Origin of the sequence: Marinobacter sp., assembly GCF_035268745.1 — a bacterium.
In the GTDB taxonomy this organism is placed as follows: domain Bacteria; phylum Pseudomonadota; class Gammaproteobacteria; order Pseudomonadales; family Oleiphilaceae; genus Marinobacter.
The window spans coordinates 1-16,059 of record NZ_DATFKH010000154.1; the positions used below are offsets into that span (position 1 = coordinate 1).

Below are 16,059 nucleotides of genomic sequence, written 5' to 3' on the forward strand. Positions count from 1 at the left end.
AGATGTTTTTCACCTTTGCAGATATGTCCACTGGGAATGGCAAAAATAAACTGCCTTTATGCGTTTGTTGGTTAAGATGTGGGGCAAATAAAAAAAGCACCCGTAGGTGCTTGATTTAAGTGCTTGTTTGGTGGAGACGGCGGGAATTGAACCCGCGTCCGCCAGTACTCAGCCTTGAGCTCTACATGTTTAGCGTCTCTCTATTGATTTAAGTCCAGGCGACCCGAGAGCCAGGGTGCAAGGACCGATCCCTTTGAATCTTAGCCGATAGTCAGTGGGATCTGGCTATCGGAGCATCCCGTAATCGATGACGTCCTGAGATGTTGCTTCCGGGCTACGGGCGACCCGGTCAGGACGACTAGCAGCTTACGCTGCTAGTGCGTAGTTATCGTCGTTTGCGACTATTGCGTTGCAGCTTTGGATTAACGAGATTGGCTGCCATCTCGACATGCACTCAAGGGTTCGCCACCGGCGTCGAAGCCATGTCGTCCCCTTATGCTCAGTATATGGGTCCGGGTCAGACAACTTCAAGGGCTTTCGGTGGCTTGTTGTCGATGGGGTCAGAGATTGGTTTCCCGCAGAATACGCTGCTTCTGCCGGTTCCAGTCCCGTTCCTTTTCGGTGGCGCGCTTGTCGAACAGTTTTTTGCCCTTTACCAGCGCGATCTCGCACTTTACCTTGTTTTTCTTCCAGTAAAGCGCCAGCGGAATGCAGGTGTAGCCGGCCTGATTGACCTTGCCGACAATTTTGGCGATTTCCTTGGCGTGCAACAGCAGCTTGCGGGTGCGGGTCGGGTCTGCGATGACATGGGTCGAGGCTGCGATGAGGGGTGTGATATGGGAGCCCAGCAGCCAGGCCTCGCCGCCCTTGAGAAGCACGTAGGCGTCGGTAAGCTGTGCCTTGCCGGCCCGCAGGGATTTCACCTCCCAGCCGAGGAGCGACAGGCCCGCTTCGAAGCGTTCCTCGATGTGATATTCGTGTTTCGCCTTTTTGTTCAGGGCAATGGTGGCGCTTGGGGCGCCGGGTTTCTTCTTGCTCATGAAGCGATAATCCGGAGTCCGATAAGAATTTGCCGGTCAGGTCAGTCGCCGGAAAAGCGGGCATTGTAGCTCAGGACTGCCAGAGTGGTCACGAAATTGAGGCGATGAGGCGGGGTTGCGGTCGAATGCTCGTCGGATCATCCGCTACAATAATCGCTTCAGATGTCAGGAAGGTATGGAATGCCAGCCCTCTACGGACCCCCTTACGAGACCCACCTCGGGTCATGGATTCGCCCGACTACCTTTTTCTGGGCCGCTCTTGGTGCAACCTTCGGTCTCGCCAATGTGTGGCAGTTTCCGTATCTTGCCAGCCAGCATGGTGGCGGTCTGTTTGTTGTACTTTACCTTGCCTGTCTGTTGCTGGTCACGCTGCCGCTGATGGTTACCGAGGCTACCATGGGCCGCTATGCCCGCCACGGGCTGGTGTTGGCCATGGACGGTTTTGTCCGCAGAGCCCGCTGTTCGCGAGGGTGGCTGTGGGCGGGACGCCTGGGAATTCTGGCGGCGTTCCTGGTGCTGTCTTTTACCACAGTGTTTGGCGCTATCTCCCTTGCCTATGTTTTTTTCGGGGCCATGGGCCGGTTTCTCGACGCCGGGCCGTCTGATGCATCCGCCATTCTGGCAGCACTGGTTCTGGAGCCCGAGCACTACCGGTCTTTCATGGCGTGGCATGGCTGTTTTTTACTGCTGGTGGTCTGGGTCTCCATGCAGGGCGTGGTTCACGGGCTTGAGCGGGCCACTCGCGCCGTCACGCCGACGATGATCCTGCTGGTTGCAGCATTCTTTGCGGTCGGGGTATGGCAGGGAGACTTTGCCCGGGCGGCCAATCAGCTGCTTAGTTTCAACTCCGCAGCATTGACCTGGCAGAGTCTGGAATCGGCGCTGTTTCACGCATTTTTTACCCTGGGGCTGGGGTTGGGCGTGTGGACACTGTTCGGCGCTTATACGCCGGCAGGTACACGGCTCAAGCGCTCTGTCCTGGCGGTTGTGCTGATGGATACGCTGGTTGCGATTGTTGCCGGCCTGGCGATATTTTCACTGGTGCCCGGTGGCCCGGAAGTGGCGAGCGAACGGGGTTTTAATCTGCTGTTTCTGGCCCTGCCTGTCGCCATATCGGATTTGCCCGGCAGCCAGTTTCTGCTGGCAGCGATCTATCTGCTGATGGTGATGGTGGTCTGGAGTACCTCCCTGGCACTGCTGGAACCGGTGGTGGGCTGGCTCAGGGAGTGGACAGGGGCACCCCGGCCCCTGTCGGTATTTATAGTTGCTGTGGGGGTGTGGCTGGTTGGGCTGGGCTCGCTCTGGTCATTCAATATCTGGTCAGATCTGCAGTTTGGCGGGGGCACGTTCTTCCGCTGGGTTGAGCTGCTTTCCGGCGGTCTTCTGGTGCCTCTGGTCAGCGTTCTTATTGCCATATTTGCCGGCTGGCATCTGACGCGGACCCTGGCGCTCAAGGTGCTTGGTGACACCCCGCGCCTGTTCAGCAGGATCTGGTTCTGGGTAATGCGGCTGGTGTTGCCGGTGGTGGTGGCGTATATCGGCCTGCAGCACAGTTGGTCCGGAGCAATGGCCATGTGCGGCCGATCATCGGATGCAATCTGGTGCCAGGCGGACTGGCAGAAACCGGCCATTACCCGCAGCGATGATAAACCGGCAGGCAGCCCGGAAGGGGACGCCAGCAAAAAAGCGCACAGCACGACGGAACAGACAGACTCGCCGCCGACGGAGCCTTCGCCATCTTCCGGAGAGGAAACGGACAAAGGCCCGGCACCGGACAGTGACGATGTGCTATACCAGAGCACCTGAAGATACTAATGAATAACAAGGTAAGCGGACAGGGAGTTATTTCCAGCGTGTTCTGGAAAGATCTGTCCGCATGCTTGCGCGCGGATTACCAGGTCGCCGATGGCAAGCAGACTGGGTATGATTGCATCCTCAGTCAGTAATCAGGACCCAGGTCTCAATGCCCCATCAGATTGATAAGACAGCACTGGTCATGCACTCCGCTGAACGCATGTTTCGACTGGTTAACGACGTCGCCCGTTATCCGGAGTTTCTGCCCTGGTGTGCGCACACTGAAATTCTGGAGCAGTCCGATGAGCAGATCACCGCTTCGATGGATATCGCCAGGAGCGGAATCCGTCAGCGGTTGACTACGCGAAACCGGCTTTGGTCCCCGGAGGTTATCGATATTACGCTGGTCGACGGACCTTTCCGGAACCTGGCCGGGCGCTGGCACTTCAAGCCGCTGGGCGCCAATGCCTGCAAGGTGATCCTGACGCTGGATTTCGAGTTCTCCGGATCACTCGCGCGCATGACCTTCGGACAGGTTTTCAGTCACGCCGCCAATACCATGGTCGATGCGTTTTGCCGCAGGGCTGATCAGCTGTACGCCGGGGGTGCCTGATGATCCGGGTAGAGGTGGCGTTTGCGCGACCTGATAAACAGAAAATCATTGCGCTGAACGTTGAGCAAGGAACCACCGCAGTTGATGCGGTCAGGCGTTCCGGGATCGTTACGGTGTTTCCGGAAATCGACCCGGACACGAACAATATGGGAATTTTTGGCAAGGCTATCAAAAATCCCGCATCCCATGAACTGCGTGACGGCGACAGGGTGGAGATTTACCGGCCCCTCAGGATTGACCCAAAACAGGCCCGGCTGAACAGGGCGAAGAAAAAAGGCTGAGTCAGTAAGCCGGAGTGGTCTCCAGTAATTCCGCCTCGTAATGGGAAAAGCGGTCGTTCTCATAATACATGACTACCCGTTGCTCCCTGATTTCACCGCCGCTGCGCTGGAACGTGAAAATGTAGTAGTCGCGGGTGGGGTCAACCGGATTTACCATCAGCGGCGTTCCCAGAATTGAACGGACCTGGCCCTTGGACATGCCCTCGGACAGAGAAGTGAGCTCTTCCTCGGTCAGAATGTTGCCCTGCTGGACATTGATCTTGTAGACGCCGGGAAACGCGCAACCCGCGATCAGAAGGGTAAGGACAAGCGCTGTGAGATTTTGCATCGCCGGGGGAAATCCTCTATCTTGGAAACGCCTGCGCGAGGCAGGTTTCACACGGGTTAAGCACCTGAAAAACTGAGTGCGGCATCATCATACCGGAAGCCGCTGGGCACACCAAAGGGCGAATTATAAACATGGCATCCGAAAACTCTGAATTGCGCAAAGTGGGCCTGAAAGTGACGCTCCCGAGGGTGAAAATCTTCAATATTCTGCAGAATGCAGTAGAAGAGCATCATCTGAGTGCAGAAGATGTGTACAAGAAGTTGCTGGATCAGGGCGACGATGTCGGGCTCGCCACGGTTTACCGAGTGCTGACGCAGTTCGAAGCGGCCGGGCTGGTTCTGCGGCATAACTTCGAGGGTGGTCACGCCGTGTTTGAAATGGCCGGTGATGATCATCACGATCACATGGTGTGCCTGCAGACGGGTGAGGTTATCGAGTTTGTCGATGAAGTGATCGAAGAGCGCCAGAAGAAAATCGCTGAAGAACATGGCTTTGAACTGGTGGACCACAGCCTGATTCTTTACGTCAAGCCGCTTGAATCGAAGTAATTCCGGATAAAAAGCGGCGGGAATCTGCCCGCCCTGCGAAACTCCCGGGACCGGGAGGGCAATGGGGTTGCGGGTCAGTGATGAGTTGCCTGACCCTTGCTGAACATTTCGCGGGCATGCGCGATGGTGTGCTCGGTCATATCGACACCACCCAGCATTCTTGCCACCTCCGAAATTCTTCCGGTGTCGTCAAGGCTTTCAATTCTGGAGAAGGTGGCTTCCGAGTCTGTAAATTTACTGACAAACAGATGTTGATGGCACTGGGCAGCGACCTGGGCCAGGTGGGTGACGCACAGTACCTGGCCATTGTTGCCAAGGCTGCGCAACAGCCGCCCGACCACTTCTGCGGTACCGCCACCGATGCCCACATCCACTTCATCAAAGACCAGCGTCGGCGTTGTCGACGTTTGCGCGACGACTACCTGTATCGCCAGGCTGATTCGTGAGAGCTCGCCACCGGAGGCCACTTTGGCGAGCGGGCGTGCCGGTTGTCCGGGGTTGGCGCTGACCAGAAATTCGACTTCTTCCAGGCCATGGGCTGCCGGCTCGCCCTCCCTGTTACGGGTCAGGTGGGTTACAAACTGCACTGCGGGCATACTTAACTGCGCAAGTTCGCCAGCAATGCGCTGGTCAAGATCGGCTGCGGCTGCCTCGCGGGCCCTGGATAATTGTTCTGCCACCTTGTCAAAATCCGCTCGCTGAGCTTCCAGCTCCGCTTCCAGTTTCTCGAGACTGCCTTCACCGTCATCCAGTGATGCCAGCTCACTGGCCAGTGACTGATGCAGTTCGGGCAGGTTTTCCGGGGCAATACGATGCTTCCGGCCCATCTGGTAAATGGCACTGAGTCGTTCTTCCACCTCCGCCAGCCTGGCCGGATCGGCCTCGTAATCGTCCACAAAGTGGCGCAGGTTGTCGCCGGCTTCACTGATCTGGATCTGGGCCTCGTTCAGCATCTGGATGGTTTCTGCCAGCGCGGGTATTTCCACCGGCAGTTGCTCGAGCTGCTGGAGCGCCTGACGGACCAGCGCCGCAGCACTGGTATCGTCTTCCGTACAGATCAGGCTTGCCTGATGACAGTTGTGAAGTACGCCCTCGGCGTGGCTGAGCTGCGACTGTTCTTCCTCAAGTCGTTGCTGTTCGTTTTCCTCCAGTGCCAGACGGTCCAGTTCTTCCACCTGATAACGCAATAACTGGATCCGGGCCTCTGCCTCGTCGGCGTTCTGCTGGCGCTCGTGAACACGCTGGCGGGTGGTGTTCCAGGCTTGCCATGCGCGACGGGTGGCATCGGCCAGGTTTTCCGCACCGGTGAATTCGTCCAGCAGTCTGCGATGGGTGTCCTTGCGCAGCAGGGATTGATGCTGATGCTGGCTGTGAATGTCCATCAGGATGCTGCCCAGGTCCTTGAGGTGGGCAAGCGGGCAGGGCTGGCCGTTAATAAAGGCGCGGGAACGGCCGTCCCTGCTGATCACGCGGCGGAGAATGCAGTCGTTGTCGTCATCCAGTTCGTGCTCTTCCAGCCATTGTCTGGCCTCGCTGATACGGGAAACATCGAAGCTTGCGGTAATGTCCGCCCGCTTTGCGCCATGGCGGACGGTACCGGCATCAGCACGCCCTCCCATTGCCAGCCCCAGGGCATCAAGCACAATCGATTTGCCCGCACCTGTTTCACCGGTAAGCGCAGTCATCCCCTGGTCGAACTGCAGTTCGACCCGCTCTGCGATGGCGTAATTGGAAACGGTGAGCTGGGTGAGCATCTGATTAACCTCCGTCGGACAGCTTACTACTGTTAATACATACAGTAACTGTGAATATATACAGGCTTTTCATGGTTTGCAAATTTCCTGGCCGATTTGCCGGCTAATGCGCCGGTGAAAGGTTGAAACGTTAAGCAGGGACCCCATATCCATCGGCAAACGATCTTTCCCTGCCCGGGCGCAGGGTTTACACATAATCCGGTGGGTATCAGTCCCCGCGGCGAATAAGCAGGAGTGGCTATGAGCGCTGACAAGAATCCCAACCAGCAGGGTGAAGAAGGACAGAATGAAGCGGCAGCTTTTGCTGGCGGTGACGGGCAGGCAGAACGCGCAAACAGCGCGGAGTCGGCAGAGACTGCTGAAAAAAGTGCAAAAACAGGCGGGGAAAAGAGTGACGACAGGCCGGGCGGCTCCGGCACTGCCGTCGAGGCGCTGGAAGCGCGGGTAAAGGAGTACCAGGAACAGCTTCTTCGGTCCCAGGCGGAAATGCAGAATGTCCGCCGCCGGGCTGAAATCGATGTGGAAAAGGCCCACAAGTTCGCCCTGGAAAAATTTGTCAAGGAGCTTCTGCCAGTCGCTGACAGCCTTGAAAAAGCGGTTGAAAGCACCGAGGGACACGAGGAAGCGGGTGAGGTAGTTGCCAACATCCGCGAAGGGGTAGAAATGACCCTGTCGCTGTTCATGAACAGCCTGAGCAAATTCAATGTCAGGCAACTGAACCCGGTGGGTGAGCCCTTTGACCCCCAGCAGCACGAGGCAATGTCCATGGTGTCGGCACCGAATGCGGAGCCTAACAGCGTGGTCGCGGTGGTCCAGAAAGGTTACACCCTGAATGACCGTCTTGTTCGGCCTGCCATGGTTGTCATCGCGAAGGCGGAAAGTGGACCAAAAGTTGACGAGCAGGCTTGAAAAGTCAGGCAACGAGCCAATATAGCCAGTAAATAGATCGCAAGCCGGGTTTCTGAAGAGTTTCTGAACAGATTCCGGAAGCTTCAAAAAGAGCCCCGGTAACGCTTAAGACCGACAGCTACTGAACTGAACAGACGAATTGGAGTGGTATAGATGAGTAAAATTATTGGTATTGACCTGGGAACCACGAACTCCTGTGTTGCCATCATGGATGGTAACAAGGTCAAGGTAATCGAAAACGCAGAGGGTGATCGCACCACCCCGTCTATCGTCGCGTACACCGAGGATGGCGAAACCCTGGTTGGCCAGTCTGCCAAGCGTCAGGCGGTGACCAACCCGAATAATACCCTGTACGCCATCAAGCGTCTGATCGGCCGTCGTTTCGAGGACGATGTTGTCCAGAAAGACATCAAGATGGTGCCCTACAAGATAGCCAAGGCAGACAATGGTGATGCCTGGGTCGAAGTGAAGGGTGAGAAAATGGCGCCGCCGCAGGTGTCTGCGGAAATCATCAAGAAGATGAAGAAAACCGCCGAAGACTACCTGGGCGAGAAAGTGACCGAAGCGGTAATCACCGTTCCGGCCTACTTCAACGACAGCCAGCGTCAGGCGACCAAAGACGCAGGCAAGATTGCCGGCCTGGATGTGAAGCGCATCATCAACGAGCCCACTGCGGCTGCCCTGGCCTACGGCCTGGACAAGAAGAGCGGTGATCGCACCGTAGCGGTCTACGACCTGGGCGGCGGTACTTTCGATATTTCCATCATCGAGATTGCCGATGTAGACGGTGAGCACCAGTTTGAGGTGTTGGCCACCAACGGTGACACCTTCCTCGGTGGTGAAGACTTCGACATGAAGCTGATCGAATACCTTGCCGATCAGTTCAAGAAAGACAGCGGCATTGATCTGCGCGGCGACTCCCTGGCCATGCAGCGTCTGAAAGAGGCTGCCGAGAAGGCCAAGATCGAGCTGTCCAGCAGTCAGCAGACGGACGTTAACCTGCCCTATGTCACGGCAGACGCCAGCGGTCCCAAGCACATGAATGTGAAAGTGACCCGTGCCAAGCTGGAGTCACTGGTTGAAGAGCTGGTCGAGCGCAGTCTCGCGCCCTGCCGCACCGCGCTGGAAGATTCCGGTGCCAAGATCGGTGAAATCGACGAAGTGATCCTGGTCGGTGGTCAGACCCGCATGCCGCTGGTTCAGGAAAAGGTCAAGAACTTCTTCGGCAAGGAAGCACGTAAGGACGTGAATCCGGACGAAGCTGTGGCCATGGGCGCAGCGATTCAGGCGGCCGTGCTTTCCGGCGACGTCAAGGACGTTCTGCTGCTGGACGTAACCCCGCTGACCCTGGGTATCGAAACCATGGGTGGCGTGGCGACACCGCTGATCGACAAGAACACCACGATCCCGACCAAGAAGTCGCAGACCTTCTCGACAGCGGATGACAACCAGACAGCCGTGACTATTCACGTCGTCCAGGGTGAGCGCAAGCAGGCGTCCCAGAACAAGTCACTGGGTCGTTTCGACCTGGCAGACATTCCGCCGGCACCCCGTGGCACGCCGCAGATCGAAGTGACCTTCGACATCGATGCCAACGGCATCCTCAACGTGTCCGCCAAAGACAAGGCGACCGGCAAGGAGCAGTCCATCGTGATCAAGGCGTCTTCAGGCCTGAACGAAGATGAAATCGAGAAAATGGTTCAGGACGCTGAAGCCAACGCCGAAGATGACCGCAAGTTCGAAGAGCTGGTCCAGGCCCGCAACCAGGGTGACGCGATGGTCCACACCGTTCGCAAGACCCTGGCCGATGCCGGCGACAAGATAAGCGACAGCGAGAAGGAGTCCATCGAGGCTTCTATCAAAGAGCTGGAAGAGGCGCTGGCCGGTTCTGACAAGGACGATATTGAGGCCAAAACCCAGAAGCTGACCGAGGCATCGTCTGAAATGGCCCAGAAGATGTACGCGGATCAGGCCGAGCAGGCTGGCGGAGCCGAAGCTGAACAGGCTCAGGGCGAAACCGGCAAGAGCGATGATGCTGTTGACGCTGAGTTCGAAGAAGTCAAAGACGAAGACAAGCGATAAAAGCGTCGTACATCAGGTAGTTGGAAAACGCGGGGTTGCTCCCGCGTTTTCCGCGTTTTAAAAACAGGGTTTGAAACATGGCCAAGCGCGACTATTACGAAATTCTCGGGGTTGCCCGGGAAGCGGATGAAAAAGAGATCAAGCGAGCCTACCGGAAGCTTGCAATGAAGTATCATCCTGACCGGAACTCGGATGACGAAGACGCCGATCATAAATTCAAGGAAGCCAGCGAGGCCTACGAGGTGCTGTCGGATCCATCCAGGCGCGGCGCTTACGACCAGTTTGGTCACGCCGGTGTTGATGGCCAGGCCGGTGGCGGCTTCGGAGGCGGCGGAGCCAGCTTCTCCGACATCTTTGGTGACGTCTTTGGTGATATCTTCGGCGGTCGCGGTGGTCGTGGCCGCAACACCCGCGGTGCGGACCTTCGTTACACCCTGGAACTGGATCTGGAAGAGGCGGTAAAAGGCAAGACGGTACAGATCCAGATTCCCGGTCACCGGGAATGCGAAAGCTGCGACGGCAGCGGTGCTGAAAAAGGCTCCAGCGCGGAAACCTGCAGCACCTGTTCAGGCATGGGTCAGGTTCGCATGCAGCAGGGTTTCTTTACCGTTCAGCAGGCCTGTCCGACCTGCCGGGGCTCCGGCCAGGTCATCAAGAATCCCTGCAAGAGCTGCCGCGGTGCAGGCCGGGTCCGGGAAGAGAAAACACTGTCGGTTAAAGTGCCCCCGGGAGTGGATACCGGTGACCGGATCCGCCTGTCCGGTGAAGGGGAGATGGGCGTCGATGGCGGGCCGCCGGGGGATCTGTATGTCCAGGTGGCGGTACGCGAACATTCGATCTTTAACCGTGACGGCCGCAACCTGTATTGCGAAGTCCCCATCAGCATCGTGGACGCCTCACTGGGCGGTGAACTGGAAGTGCCGACCCTGGATGGCCGGGTCAAACTGAAGATCCCACCGGAAACCCAGACCGGAAAACTTTTCCGCCTGCGAAACAAGGGCGTCAGCCCGGTTCGTGGCGGTCCATCGGGGGATCTTCTCTGCCGGGTTACGGTAGAGACGCCGGTCAACCTCACCAAGCGTCAGAAAGAGCTGCTTGAAGAGTTTCAGGAGACCCTGGATGGTGGCCATGGTGACCACCACGGGCCGAAAAAGAGTTCCTGGTTTGAAGGGGTGAAAAGCTTCTTCGACGAAATGAAATTCTGAGGGAATGCACGATGAGGGTAGCAGTCATCGGCGCCGCCGGGCGCATGGGTAAAGTGCTGATTGAAGCTGTGGACGGTACCGAAGGCCTGGAACTCGGTGCCGCCATTGTGGAGCCCGGCAGTAGCCTGGTCGGGGCCGATGCCGGGGAAATGGCCGGCATCGGAAAAACCGGTGTGAAAATGGCTGACAGCCTGACGGAGGTGAAAGACGATTTCGATGTACTTATCGACTTCACCTTCCCGGACCTGACCCTGGAAAATGCCGAATTCTGCAAAACCAGCGGCAAGATGATGGTCATCGGCACCACCGGCCTGACCGACGCCGAGAAAGCACAGCTGGCGGTCGCTGCAGAATCCGCCCCGGTGGTATTTGCTCCGAACATGAGCGTCGGCGTCAATGTCACCCTGAACCTGTTGCGCACGGCCGCCGCTGCCCTTGGCGACGACTACGATGTGGAAATCATCGAGGCCCACCACCGCCACAAGAAAGACGCCCCCTCCGGCACTGCCCTGCGCATGGGCGAAGTTGTGGCCGACGCACTGGGCCGCGACCTCAAGGAATGTGCGGTTTATGGCCGGGAGGGTTTCACCGGCGAGCGTACCCGCAGGGAAATCGGCTTTGAAACCATTCGTGCCGGTGATGTGGTGGGTGACCATACGGTCATGTTTGCCACCGAAGGTGAGCGCATTGAAATCACCCACAAGGCCAGCAGCCGGATGACCTTTGCCAAGGGTGCGATGCGGGCGGCGTTGTGGCTGGAAGGCAAGTCTGCGGGTCTCTACGATATGCAGGATGTGCTGAATCTGAAGTAACGCGTTTGTTTGAGGTTGTTGGCAGGTTGACTCTGAGGTTGCTGGCCGGGCGCCTCCTCCGGGGATGTCTTCGGCCATGGATGGCCGAAGTCAAGCGCACATGGATGTGCTCGTAGCGTTCCCCGGAGGAGGCGCCCGGCCAGCAACCGGTGTAGCGTCAAACCCAAATCCCCATGGACACAAAATGCCGCATTTCGTACAATACGGCGGTTTAACTGCACCAAGCGTATCATCGCAACGTTTTTTAAAGGCGGGACCGGGTTTTGACCCAGTCTCGCTTTTTTGCAACCTGAATTTGCGCTTGCGTTCCCGTTCGTGACGAACCTGTACGCCACTCGATGAGGATACAAGCCTTGAGTACACCAGCCATTCTAGCGCTCGCAGACGGAAGCCTGTTTTACGGCACCGCCATAGGTGCGGAAGGGGAGACCAGTGGAGAGGTGGTATTCAACACTGCCATGACCGGTTACCAGGAGATCCTGACCGACCCCTCCTATTCCCGCCAGATCGTAACCCTCACCTACCCCCACATCGGCAATACCGGCGTCAACGAAGAAGACATTGAGTCGGATCGCCCTCAGGCCGCCGGCCTGGTGATTCGCGATCTGCCGCTGATGGTCAGCAACTGGCGCAGCCAGGGCTCGCTGAAAGACTACCTCCAGCGCAACAATATCGTTGGCATTGCCGATATCGACACCCGTCGCCTGACCCGGATACTGCGGGACAAAGGCTCCCAGAACGGCGCAGTCGTGGCGGGTGCCGACGCCACCGCAGAGCGTGCGCTGGAACTGGCGAAAGCCTTTCCGGGCCTGAAAGGCATGGACCTGGCAAAAGCGGTGACCAGTGACCGGATCTGGAGCTGGAGCCAGAGTGAATGGACAATTGCAAACGGCTACGGCGAGCGCACTGAATCCCGGTTTAAAGTGGTGGCCTGGGACTACGGCATCAAGCTGAATATCCTCCGGATGCTGGCAAGCCGCCACTGCGACATTACCGTTGTGCCGGCGCAGACCCCGGCCGCGGAAGTGCTGGCGATGAAGCCGGACGGCATCTTTCTGTCCAATGGCCCCGGCGACCCTGAGCCCTGCAATTACGCCATCACCGCCATCCGTGAAGTGCTGGAAACCGACATTCCGGTCTTCGGGATCTGTCTGGGCCACCAGCTTCTGGCCCTGGCCAGTGGGGCAAAGAGCGTTAAAATGGGTCATGGCCACCACGGCGCCAACCACCCGGTCCAGAATCTCAAAGACGGCACCGTCATGATCACCAGCCAGAACCACGGTTTTGCGGTGGATGAAGACAGCCTGCCAGCCAATCTGGAGGCAACCCACAAATCATTGTTCGATGGTTCGCTTCAGGGCATCCGCCGCACCGACAAGCCCGCTTACAGTTTTCAGGGCCATCCCGAGGCCAGCCCCGGGCCGCACGATGTGGCGCCACTGTTTGATGAATTTATCCGCCTGATGGAGGCACGTTGATGCCGAAACGTACCGACATTGAAAGTATTCTGATCCTGGGCGCCGGCCCTATTGTGATCGGCCAGGCGTGCGAGTTTGACTACTCCGGAGCCCAGGCCTGCAAGGCCCTGCGGGAAGAGGGCTACCGGGTCATTCTGGTCAACTCCAACCCGGCCACCATCATGACCGACCCGGTCATGGCCGACGCCACCTATATCGAACCGATTACCTGGAAAACCGTTGCCAAGATCATCGAGAAAGAGAAGCCGGATGCGCTTCTGCCGACCATGGGTGGCCAGACGGCACTGAACTGCGCCCTGGATCTGGAGCGTCACGGTGTCCTGGGCGAGCACGGCGTGGAAATGATCGGCGCCAATGCCGACACCATCGATAAGGCCGAAGACCGGGACCGTTTTGACAAGGCGATGAAAAAGATCGGGCTGGAATGCCCCCGGGCAACCATCGCTCACAGTATGGCCGAAGCCTGGGAAGTGGCCGACGACATCGGTTTTCCCTGCATTATCCGGCCGTCCTTCACCATGGGTGGCTCCGGTGGTGGTATCGCCTATAACCGTGATGAATTCGAGGAAATCTGTACCCGCGGCCTGGACCTGTCGCCGACCAACGAATTGTTGATCGACGAATCGCTGATTGGCTGGAAAGAATATGAGACCGAAGTTGTCCGGGACAAGAATGACAACTGCATCATTGTCTGTGCCATCGAGAACTTCGACGCCATGGGCGTGCATACGGGTGATTCCATCACCGTGGCGCCGGCACAGACTCTGACCGACAAGGAATACCAGATCCTGCGCAACGCCTCGCTGGCGGTTCTGCGTGAGATCGGCGTGGAAACCGGCGGTTCGAACGTCCAGTTCGGGGTGAACCCGGATAACGGACGGGTGGTGGTTATCGAGATGAATCCGCGGGTTTCCCGCTCTTCAGCCCTGGCATCCAAGGCGACGGGGTTTCCGATTGCCAAGGTCGCAGCCAAGCTGGCTGTGGGTTACACCCTGGATGAACTGCGTAATGAAATCACCGGTGGTGTGACACCGGCGTCTTTTGAGCCAAGCATCGACTATGTTGTCACCAAGATCCCCCGGTTCACCTTCGAGAAATTTCCCCAGGCGGATGCCCGCCTGACCACCCAGATGAAATCTGTCGGTGAGGTAATGGCCATTGGCCGGACTTTCCAGGAATCCCTGCAGAAAGCCATGCGTGGCCTGGAAGTGGGCTCGGACGGATTTGAAGAGAAAGTGGATCTGAACACCACCGATGGCCGGGAAACGCTGACCCAGGAACTGAACGTGCCTGGCGCCGAGCGTCTGTGGTACATCGGTGATGCTTTCCGTGCGGGCATGACCGTTGACGATGTGCATCGTAACACCCATGTCGATCCCTGGTATCTGGTTCAGATCGAAGACCTGATCCGCGAGGAAAATGCCCTCAGATCCGCCGGTAAGGCCGATATTGACCGCAATACCATGTTCCGCCTCAAGCGCAAGGGCTTCTCGGATGCGCGGCTGGCGAAACTGTTGGGCATTTCGGAAGCCAGCCTTCGCAATTTGCGGCATGAGATGGAAATCCGTCCGGTCTACAAGCGGGTGGATACCTGTGCGGCTGAGTTTGCCTCGTCCACTGCCTACATGTACTCATCCTATGAAGAAGAATGCGAGGCAGCGCCCTCGGATCGTCAAAAGATTGTGGTGATCGGCGGTGGCCCCAACCGCATCGGCCAGGGCATAGAGTTCGACTACTGCTGTGTGCATGCCGCGCTGGCAATGCGTGATGATGGTTACGAAACCATCATGATTAACTGCAACCCGGAGACGGTATCGACGGACTACGACACCTCGGACCGGCTGTATTTCGAGCCTGTCACCCTGGAAGACGTGCTGGAAATCATCCATATCGAGAAACCCAGGGGTGTGATCGTGCAGTACGGTGGCCAGACCCCGCTGAAGCTGGCCCGTGGCCTGGAGGCAGCGGGCGTGCCCATCATCGGCACCAGTCCGGATGCCATTGACCGCGCGGAAGACCGCGAACGCTTTCAGCAGATGATCAACCGGCTGGGTCTGCTGCAGCCTGAAAATGCCACGGTGCGCAGCTATGAAGAGGGCGTTGTCGCTGCCCGGGAAATCGGATACCCGCTTGTGGTTCGCCCTTCTTACGTGCTGGGCGGCCGTGCCATGGAAATTGTTTACGAGGAGGAAGAACTGATTCGCTACATGCGTAGTGCGGTTCTGGTGTCCAACGACAGCCCGGTGCTGCTGGACCACTTCCTCAACGCCGCCATCGAGGTGGATATAGACGCCATCAGCGACGGTGAAACAGTGGTGATAGGCGGCATCATGCAGCACATTGAACAGGCTGGCGTGCATTCCGGTGATTCCGCCTGTTCGCTGCCGCCATACAGCCTGCCGAAAGCGGTCCAGGGCGAAATGCGTGAGGTCGTGAGAAAGATGGCGATTGAGCTGGATGTTGTCGGCCTGATGAATGTCCAGTTGGCGTGGCAGGACGATCTGATCTACGTTATCGAAGTCAACCCGCGAGCTTCGCGTACCGTGCCGTTCGTCTCCAAGGCCATCGGCGTTTCACTGGCCAAGGTGGCGGCGAAGGTGATGGCCGGAACATCCCTGGCGGAGCAGGGGTTCACGGCAGAAGTGGTGCCGAACCATTTTTCGGTAAAAGAATCGGTATTTCCGTTCAACAAGTTCCCGGCGGTCGATCCGATTCTGGGGCCGGAGATGAAGTCTACCGGTGAGGTTATGGGAATCGGTGACAGCTTTGATGAAGCGTTTGCCAAGGCGGCACTGGGTTCCGGTGAGCGTCTGCCGGCCCAGGGTACGGCGTTCATGTCGGTCCGGGATGTTGATAAGCCGGCTGCCGCCAAAGTGGCCCGGGACCTGGTCGATGCCGGTTTCCAGCTGCTCGCAACCACCGGAACAGCAGAGGCATTGCGGGAAGCGGGCATTGCATCCACGCGGGTCAACAAGGTGCGTGAGGGCCGGCCGCACATCGTGGATGCTATCAAGAACGGCCAGGTTCAACTGATCATCAACACTACCGAGGGTCGCAAAGCCATTGCAGATTCGGCGCAGATCCGTCAGTCCGCATTGCAGAGCAAAGTGACCTACGCAACAACACTGGCAGGCGGCGAAGCTTTCTGCCGGGCCATCAAGTTCGGCCCGGAGCGCACTGTCCGTCGTCTCCAGGATCTTCATTCAGGGAAGTAA

13 protein-coding genes and 1 other RNA gene are annotated in these 16,059 nt (G+C 57.9%); 10 read left to right on the forward strand and 4 right to left on the reverse strand.

All coding sequences use genetic code 11. The features are described from left to right. Positions 1–128: 128 nt before the first annotated feature. Both ssrA and smpB read right to left on the reverse strand, forming a co-directional pair. Positions 129–493, reverse strand: a transfer-messenger RNA (tmRNA) gene (gene ssrA / locus VJ956_RS11600). A 67-nt stretch (positions 494–560) separates the two neighbouring features. After that, entirely contained in the window at positions 561–1,040 is a 480-nt protein-coding gene (smpB, locus tag VJ956_RS11605) for an SsrA-binding protein SmpB (protein WP_324085086.1), read from the reverse strand. Between the two features lie 180 nt (positions 1,041–1,220). On the opposite strand from smpB, the gene VJ956_RS11610 reads away from it, so the two are divergent. From VJ956_RS11610 to VJ956_RS11620, 3 genes are all read left to right on the forward strand, one after another. Continuing rightward, positions 1,221–2,846 (forward strand): sodium-dependent transporter, encoded by a 1,626-nt coding sequence (locus VJ956_RS11610; RefSeq protein ID WP_324085088.1) that lies wholly within the window; start codon positions 1,221–1,223, stop codon positions 2,844–2,846. Positions 2,847–3,003: 157 nt separating this feature from the next. Further along, positions 3,004–3,447 (forward strand): type II toxin-antitoxin system RatA family toxin, encoded by a 444-nt coding sequence (locus VJ956_RS11615; protein WP_324085090.1) that lies wholly within the window; start codon positions 3,004–3,006, stop codon positions 3,445–3,447. Further along, complete coding sequence (locus VJ956_RS11620; RefSeq protein WP_324085092.1) at positions 3,447–3,728, forward strand: RnfH family protein; 282 nt, start codon at positions 3,447–3,449, stop codon at positions 3,726–3,728. The genes VJ956_RS11615 and VJ956_RS11620 overlap by 1 nt, the downstream gene beginning before the upstream one ends. A gap of 1 nt (position 3,729) precedes the next feature. Here the strand turns inward: VJ956_RS11620 and VJ956_RS11625 are convergent, their stop codons facing one another. Then, on the reverse strand, positions 3,730–4,056 hold the full coding sequence (locus VJ956_RS11625; protein ID WP_324085094.1) for an outer membrane protein assembly factor BamE: 327 nt from the start codon (positions 4,054–4,056) through the stop codon (positions 3,730–3,732). A 131-nt stretch (positions 4,057–4,187) separates the two neighbouring features. On the opposite strand from VJ956_RS11625, the gene fur reads away from it, so the two are divergent. After that, positions 4,188–4,604 (forward strand): ferric iron uptake transcriptional regulator, encoded by a 417-nt coding sequence (gene fur / locus VJ956_RS11630; protein ID WP_324085096.1) that lies wholly within the window; start codon positions 4,188–4,190, stop codon positions 4,602–4,604. 74 nt (positions 4,605–4,678) lie between these two features. Here the strand turns inward: fur and recN are convergent, their stop codons facing one another. Next, entirely contained in the window at positions 4,679–6,358 is a 1,680-nt protein-coding gene (gene recN, locus VJ956_RS11635) for a DNA repair protein RecN (protein ID WP_324085098.1), read from the reverse strand. Between the two features lie 240 nt (positions 6,359–6,598). On the opposite strand from recN, the gene grpE reads away from it, so the two are divergent. The 6 genes from grpE (at position 6,599) to carB (ending at position 16,059) form a co-directional block, all read left to right on the forward strand. Beyond that, the gene (grpE, locus tag VJ956_RS11640) at positions 6,599–7,267 is read left to right on the forward strand and encodes a nucleotide exchange factor GrpE (RefSeq protein WP_324085100.1); all 669 of its coding nucleotides are present in this window, start codon (positions 6,599–6,601) and stop codon (positions 7,265–7,267) included. Positions 7,268–7,420: 153 nt separating this feature from the next. Then, positions 7,421–9,349, forward strand: a complete 1,929-nt coding sequence (dnaK, locus tag VJ956_RS11645; protein ID WP_324085102.1) for a molecular chaperone DnaK — start codon at positions 7,421–7,423, stop codon at positions 9,347–9,349. Positions 9,350–9,426: 77 nt separating this feature from the next. Then, entirely contained in the window at positions 9,427–10,554 is a 1,128-nt protein-coding gene (gene dnaJ, locus VJ956_RS11650) for a molecular chaperone DnaJ (RefSeq protein WP_324085104.1), read from the forward strand. A gap of 11 nt (positions 10,555–10,565) precedes the next feature. Continuing rightward, on the forward strand, positions 10,566–11,366 hold the full coding sequence (gene dapB / locus VJ956_RS11655) for a 4-hydroxy-tetrahydrodipicolinate reductase (RefSeq protein WP_324085107.1): 801 nt from the start codon (positions 10,566–10,568) through the stop codon (positions 11,364–11,366). 353 nt (positions 11,367–11,719) lie between these two features. Then, positions 11,720–12,844, forward strand: a complete 1,125-nt coding sequence (gene carA, locus VJ956_RS11660; protein WP_324085108.1) for a glutamine-hydrolyzing carbamoyl-phosphate synthase small subunit — start codon at positions 11,720–11,722, stop codon at positions 12,842–12,844. Then, on the forward strand, positions 12,844–16,059 hold the full coding sequence (carB, locus tag VJ956_RS11665; RefSeq protein ID WP_324085111.1) for a carbamoyl-phosphate synthase large subunit: 3,216 nt from the start codon (positions 12,844–12,846) through the stop codon (positions 16,057–16,059). Before carA ends, carB begins: the two co-directional genes overlap by 1 nt.